This is a genomic window from Dietzia sp. DQ11-44 (assembly GCF_014145205.1).
GTDB lineage: Bacteria > Actinomycetota > Actinomycetes > Mycobacteriales > Mycobacteriaceae > Dietzia > Dietzia natronolimnaea.
The window spans coordinates 1-6,756 of sequence record NZ_JAALEC010000015.1; the positions used below are offsets into that span (position 1 = coordinate 1).

Annotated in this window: 4 protein-coding genes; 2 read left to right on the forward strand and 2 right to left on the reverse strand. The window is 71.4% G+C overall.

Annotation, left to right across the window (positions count from 1 at the left end; translation table 11 throughout):
• On the reverse strand, positions 1 to 1,103 hold a 1,103-nt coding region (locus G6018_RS17615; protein ID WP_182638444.1), incomplete at its 3' end, for a HAMP domain-containing protein.
• Positions 1,104 to 1,226: 123 nt separating this feature from the next.
• On the opposite strand from G6018_RS17615, the gene G6018_RS00430 reads away from it, so the two are divergent.
• Positions 1,227 to 2,978 carry an AMP-binding protein gene (locus G6018_RS00430; RefSeq protein ID WP_241731267.1) on the forward strand — a complete coding sequence of 584 codons (1,752 nt, stop codon included), beginning with the start codon at positions 1,227 to 1,229 and terminating at the stop codon, positions 2,976 to 2,978.
• Between the two features lie 12 nt (positions 2,979 to 2,990).
• On the opposite strand, the gene G6018_RS00435 is transcribed toward G6018_RS00430, so the two are convergent.
• Complete coding sequence (locus G6018_RS00435) at positions 2,991 to 3,407, reverse strand: DUF4870 domain-containing protein (RefSeq protein ID WP_179524076.1); 417 nt, start codon at positions 3,405 to 3,407, stop codon at positions 2,991 to 2,993.
• Between the two features lie 162 nt (positions 3,408 to 3,569).
• On the opposite strand from G6018_RS00435, the gene ppc reads away from it, so the two are divergent.
• Complete coding sequence (gene ppc / locus G6018_RS00440; RefSeq protein ID WP_182638445.1) at positions 3,570 to 6,515, forward strand: phosphoenolpyruvate carboxylase; 2,946 nt, start codon at positions 3,570 to 3,572, stop codon at positions 6,513 to 6,515.
• The last annotated feature ends 241 nt before the right edge of the window (positions 6,516 to 6,756 follow it).

The window sequence follows — 6,756 nt, forward strand, 5'->3', positions numbered from 1 at the left end:
AGGGTCTCGACGACCTCCCCGGCGGGTCGCGTGGAGGCGAGCCGGGTGGAGCCGATCAGGTCGACGAACAGCACGCCGACGTACGTGGCGTCGCCGCCGAGGTGGGGCTCCTGGATCTCTGCGGCCTGGGCGACCTGGCTGCCCACGTGGCGGACGAACAGCTCACGCAGGCGCTGACGCTCGCGGATCATCTCCGCCATCCGGTTGAACCCCCGTTGCAGCTGCCCGAGCTCGGTCCCGTCGAACACCTCGACGCGCGCGTCGAGGTCGCCACCGGCGAGGTCCTCCATGGCCCAGCGGACGGAGTACACCGGGGCGAGCAGGGCGGAGACGAGCAGCCAGGTCGCCGCGAAGCCGGCCGCGAGGGCCCCGAGGCCGAGGATCCCCACGATGGTCACCAGCCGCGAGACCGGGAATTGGTTGTTCGCCGCGGCGTAGGCACTGAGCAGAACGAGTCCGATGAGGGGTAGACCGGAGCTCACCACCCAGAAGGCCTGCAACCGTCCGCGCACGCCGATGACCGGGGAGTGCAGTGTCGGCCCGGCCTCCAGGGCGAGCGCGGCGAGGGGCCGCAGCGCGATCTCGGCGACGATGTAGGCCGTTCCACAGCTCAGGGACCCGATCACCACGATCGCGCCCGCGACGACCCACAGGGCCTGGACATCCTCGAGGGCGAACGCCACCGCGACGACCGTCCCGCCCGCCGCCCAGAGTGCCCCGGTCCGCAGGGTGATCCCGAGCGGCGCCGACAGGCACCGCGCCTGCTCGGCGGCGGTCGGCGGCCGGCTCTCCTCGGCCCACCTCATCCAGTTGGTCACCACCCTCAGGAGCCACCACGACCCGAGGGCGATGCCGATCAGGGCGGTCACCGGGGTCACCACCAGGGCCGCCGGGCTGAACCGCCCGGAGATGACCTGCTCGAGGGGCAGCAGTAGTCCGATCACGATCCAGACCCCCACCACCCCGAGCCCGTGCGTGATCACCAGCATCCGGGTGAGCACCCGCTGGACCCGCTGCTTCCGTCGAGGGGGTTCCTCCCGCTGGAGCCCGAGCATGCGGGTGCCCCACGGTGGGCGGGGGGCGTGCGCTGAAGGGGAGGTCACGGGGGAAGGAGTCCTGCCGGGCGGGGGATGGGTGTCCATCGTCGCGCGAGTGGCGTCCGCGCGCGCCGGGAATCGCACTCCGCATCGTCGGACGGATGACGTCTAATGCGCTAACTTAACTTCATGACCACGCCTCGGTTCAACCCCGGCCACGACATGCGTCACGAGACCTTCGGCGAGATCCTCCTCGAGCGCTCGACCGACGACCATCCCGGTCTCCTCTTCGAGGACTCGAGCTGGACGTGGCGGGAGTTCGTGGCGGAGAGCGCGGTCCGCGCCGCGATCCTGTCCGACTGGTCCGCCACGCACGCCGACGCGTACTCCGGCCGTCCCGAGCGTTTCCGCCACCTGCACGTCGGCATCCTGCTGGAGAACGTCCCCGAGTACCTGTTCCTCCTGTCCGGGGCCTCCATGGCGGGTGTGACGATCATCGGCGTCAACCCCACCCGCCGGGGCGCCGAGCTGGCCTCGGACATCCGCGGGGTGGACTGCGACGTGATCGTCACCGACGCCCACGGCGCCGGGTTGCTCGACGGCCTCACCCTGGCCGACGAGACGGGAGGGGTCGTGGCCGTGCACGACGTGGACTCGGCCGGGTGGCAGGACCTGCTGGCCGCACACGCCGGGGCGGAGCCCCGACTCCACGACGCCGCCCGGGACCCCCACACCCTGCTCGCGCTGCTGTTCACCTCGGGCTCCACGGGCGCACCCAAGGCCGTCATGTGCTCGACCGGCCGTCTCGCGATGCTCGGCACGATCAACTACCGCAACCTGGTGAGGGACGACGTCGCCTACAGCGCGATGCCGATGTTCCACGGCAACGCGATGTTCGCCGCGTTCGCCCCCGCCGCGTTCGTCGGGTGCACGTTCGCGATGCGTCGGAAGTTCTCCGCCTCGGGGTTCCTGCCCGACGTGCTGCGTTTCGGCGCCACCTACGTCAACTACGTGGGCCGCTCGCTGTCCTACATCCTCGCCCAGCCCGAGCGTCCGGAGGAGAAGCAGACCCGCCTGCGCACCGTCTTCGGGACCGAGGCCTCGAGCCACGACCGCGCCGAGTTCGCCCGCCGCTTCGGCGTCGAACCGGGCGAGTCGTACGGCTCCAGCGAGGGCGGGGTCGTGATCGGCCGCACCTCGGACACCCCGCCGGACGCGCTCGGCGTCGCGGGTGCCTACATGGACGTCGCGATCCTCGACGAGGACGGCCGCGAGTGCCCGCGTGCCGAGTTCGACGCCGACGGGGGCCTGGCCAACGCCGACGAGGCGATCGGGGAGATCTGCAACCTCACCGGCGCCGCCATGTTCGAGGGGTACTACCGCAACCCGGAGGCCACCGCCGAGCGCAACATCGGCGAGGTCTACCACTCCGGCGACCTCGGCTACCGGGACGCCGACGGGTTCTTCTACTTCGCCGGCCGCTCCGGGGACAAGATCCGCGTGGACAGCGAGAACTTCTCCGCCGGCCCGGTCGAGCGGATCCTCGACCGCTTCCCCGGCGTCCTGGTGGTGGCCGTCTACCCCGTGCCGGATCCCCGCACGGGCGACCAGGTCATGGCGGCCATCCAGCTCGAGCCGGGCGTGGCGTTCGACCCGGCCGCGTTCTCCGAGTTCTGCCGGACCCAACCCGACATGGGGACCAAGTGGGCACCGCGCTTCGTGCGGATCATGGAGACGATGCCGGTCACCGCGACCCGGAAGATCGCCAAGCCCGACCTGCGCCGGCAGTCGTGGACCGGGCCCGGTGAGGTCTACGTGCGCGGCGGCGCCGCGTTGGTGGGAGGGGACGACGACGACGAGTTCCGGCCGCTGACCAGCGCGCTACGCGACTCGGTGCTCGAGCAGTACAGTCTCCACGGTCGGCAGCCGACCGGGGTCTGAGCAGCGGCGGCGTCAGCTCAGGATGCGCAACTGGAACGGGTAGTTGATCATCCGGCCGCGGGTGGCCCGCACCGTACCGATCAGGTGGCCGACGATCTGGAGGACGAAGGAGACCGCCAACAGCACCAGGCCGATCGGGATGCCGATCACGGTAATGATGAAGATCCACCCGACGATGCTCATGATCCACAGGCCGACGTTGAAGTTGAACGACCCCGCGGCGGCCTGTCGGACGAACGGGCTGCGGTCCTTGTAGATCAACCACATCACGAGTGGCCCCACGAAGGAGAGCCACCCGGCGGACAGCGCCATGGCGATGAGGCTGGACGCGTGCGCGAGGGCGGCGGGGGTGCGGTCGTCGGGCCCGGCCACGGGCTGGTCTCCGAACCGGGGGTCGCCGTACTGCGGGGATCCGGGCTGCTGTGTCATGCCTCCAGTGTGCGCCTCGCGGGGCCGCGGTACATCAGGGATGTCCCCCGTGTCGTCCTGTTCCGTGGCCGGGGTCCACCTCCGTTCGGCCCGCCGGGCGTCCGGTCCCCCGCGATCCCACGTTTCACCCGCCTGTCACATGCTCCGCCTACCCTGGCGGCCATGGCTGACACCCCACAGGATCACCCCGCGACCGACTCGGGGACCGATCCCCTCGCCCGGGCGGTGGCCCCGCTGCGGGACGACGTCCGGTTCCTCGGTTCCCTGCTCGGTGAGACGATCCGTGAGCACGCCGGTGACCGGGTGTTCGATCTCGTCGAGACGGCCCGCCGCACGGCGTTCGCGGTCCGGCGCTCGGAGGCCGACAGGGACGAGGTGTCGGCCCTGTTCAAGGACATCAGCGCCGCCGACGCCATTCCGGTCATCCGTGCGTTCTCCCTGTTCGCGCTGCTGGCCAACGTGGCGGAGGACCTGCACCAGGAGCGCCGCAGGCGGATGCACCGGGCTGCCGGGGAGGCGCCGCCCGACGGTGACCTGGAGGTCACGTGGACCCGGTTGGCGGACCTGCTGGAGGGGGACGGCGACGATCGACTGGCGGCCGTGCGTGCGACCGCCCGCGTGTCCCCGGTCCTCACCGCGCACCCCACGGAGACCCGGCGTCGGATGGTGTTCGAGGCCACCCGCCGGGTGCACGTCCTCATGGGCCGTCGCGACGGCCTGCGCTCGGTGGAGCAGGACCCCGTGACGGAGGCGGAGCTCGCCGAGCTCGAGCTCGAGCTGCGCCGGCTCGTCCTCGCGCTGTGGCAGACCGCCCTCATCCGCAACGAGCGTCCCCACATCGAGGACGAGGTGATGGCCGGGCTCCAGTACTACGAGGCCACCCTGCTCGAGGTCATCCCTCCGCTCAACGCCCAGATCGACGAGCGCCTCGGGTGCGAGGGCCGCGCCGTCGTGCGGCCCGGCTCGTGGATCGGGGGTGACCGCGACGGCAACCCGTACGTCACCGGCGAGGTGGTGCGGTTCGCCACCGACCGGGCGGCCGAGTTGCTCCACGGCCACTACGCCGAGCAGTTGCGCCTGCTCGAGCGTGAATTGTCGATGTCGGCCCGGATCGTCGAGGTCGACTCCGGGATAGCCGCATTGGCCGACTCCCTCACGGACACCGAGGTCGAGGGGAGTCCGGCGCGGGAGGACGTGCCGTTCCGCCAGGCGGTCCGGGTGGTCCGTCGTCGGCTCGCCGCGCGCGCCCGCGCGACCGGGTCGTCGCTGCCCCGCTCGGTGCTGCTGTCCGCGGGGCGGCTCATCGGCCTGGACGACGACCACCCGTACGCCGGCCCGGAGGAGATGGCGGCGGACCTCGAGACGATCGACGCCGGGCTCTCCGCGGTGGGGTCCGACCTGCTGCGCGCCCCGCGACTGCGAGACCTGCGGTGGGCGCTCAACTCGTTCGGGTTCCACCTCCAGTCCCTTGACATGCGCCAGAACTCGGAGTCGCACGAGGACCTGCTCACCGAGCTGTTCGCGCTGGCCGGGGTGTCCGAGGACTACGCGGCGCTCGACGAGGACGCCCGCGTCGAGCTCCTGCTCGGCGAGCTCTCCCACGATCGACCGCTGCTCGGCGTCCGGGCGGAGCTCTCGGAGTTCGCGGACAAGGAGATGGGCGTGCTGCGCGCCGCCGCGGAGGCGGTCGCCGGACTCGGACCCGACGTGGTGCCGCACTACATCGTGTCGATGTGCGGCTCGGTGTCCGACCTGCTCGAACCCGCCGTTCTCCTCAAGGAGGTCGGACTGTTCTCCGGCAGCCCGGACGAACCCCGGTCGACCGTGCGCCTCATCCCGTTGCTGGAGACCATCGACGACCTCGCCGGCGGGGCCCGGATGCTCGACGCGGCCCTGGCACTCCCCCAGTTCCGCGCTCTGGTGCGGTCCCAGGAGGACGTGCTCGAGATCATGCTGGGCTACTCGGACTCCAACAAGGACGGCGGGTACCTCGCCGCCAACTGGTCGCTCTACGAGGCCGAGCTCGCGCTCGTCGACGCGGCGGCCCGTGCGGATGTGCACCTGCGCTTCTTCCACGGCCGGGGCGGGGCCGTGGGTCGCGGAGGCGGCAACTCCTACGACGCGATCCTCGCGCAGCCTCCGGGCGCGGTGCAGGGCGCGTTGCGGATCACCGAACAGGGGGAGATCATCTCCGCCAAGTACTCGGAGCCGGTCCGCGCCCGCCGCAACCTCGAGGCACTGGTGGCGGCCACGCTCGAGGTCTCGCTGCTCGACGTCGAGGGTCTCGGTGACGACGCGGAGCAGGCCTACGCGGTAATGGCCGCGCTCGCCCGGCTCGGCCGCGAGGCCTACGCCGAGCTGGTGCACGAGGACCCGGGCTTCATCGAGTACTTCACCACCTCCACGCCGCTCAGCGAGATCGGCGAGCTCAACATCGGCTCGCGCCCCACCTCACGCAAGCAGACCTCGACGGTCGACGACCTGCGCGCCATCCCCTGGGTGCTGTCGTGGTCGCAGTCCCGCGTCATGCTGCCCGGCTGGTTCGGCGTGGGCAGCGCCCTCAAGCGCTGGATCGATGACGGCGGGAATGCGACCGGCGGGGAAGCGACCGGCGGGAGTGCGACCGACGGTCACGCGGATGCCGGCGATGGTGACAGCACAGCCGCCGGGGGTACGAACGCCGGGGGCACGAACGCCGAGGAACGGTTGGCCACGCTGCGGCGCCTCTACCGGGACTGGCCGTTCCTGCGCACCACGCTGTCCAACATGGCGCAGGTCATGGCCAAGGCCGACATGGGCCTGGCGGCCCGGTACGCCGAGCTGGTCCCGGACGCCGAGGTGGGCAGGAGGATCCACGGGGTGATCTCCGACGAGTTCGACCTCACCCGCGAGATGCTGCTGGCCGTGACAGGGCAGGAGACCCTGTTGGACGACAACCCGGCGCTCGCCCGCTCCGTCCGGAACCGGTTCCCGTATCTCGAGCCGCTCAACGTGCTGCAGGTGGAGTTGCTGCGGCGCTACCGCGCGGGCGACCGGGACCCCGACGTGCGGACGGGCATCCAGCTGACGATGAACGGCCTGGCCACCGCGCTGCGGAACTCGGGCTGAGCCCGGCCCCCACCACCCCGTCGAAGCCCCTATCCCCGTCGAAGCCCACCACCCCGTCGAGAAGAGCATTCCGAACACGTTTCTCGAGTGCGAATGCGCGAAACGCTCTTCTCGATGCCCCAGCCGGGCCGGGGCGGGGCGGGCCAGCCGGGCCGGCTACCGCAGTTGCCGCTGCGCGAGCGGGATGAGCAGCACGCACACCACCGCCAGGGCGGCGATCCACGGCACCGGACCGCCGAGA

Bases quoted from the DNA above. Each gene is read 5' to 3' on its own strand.
- G6018_RS00430 (WP_241731267.1), top strand. From the start codon at position 1,227: ATGACCACGCCTCGGTTCAACCCCGGCCACGACATGCGTCACGAGACC.
- G6018_RS00435 (WP_179524076.1), bottom strand. From the start codon at position 3,407: ATGACACAGCAGCCCGGATCCCCGCAGTACGGCGACCCCCGGTTCGGA.
- ppc (WP_182638445.1), top strand. From the start codon at position 3,570: ATGGCTGACACCCCACAGGATCACCCCGCGACCGACTCGGGGACCGAT.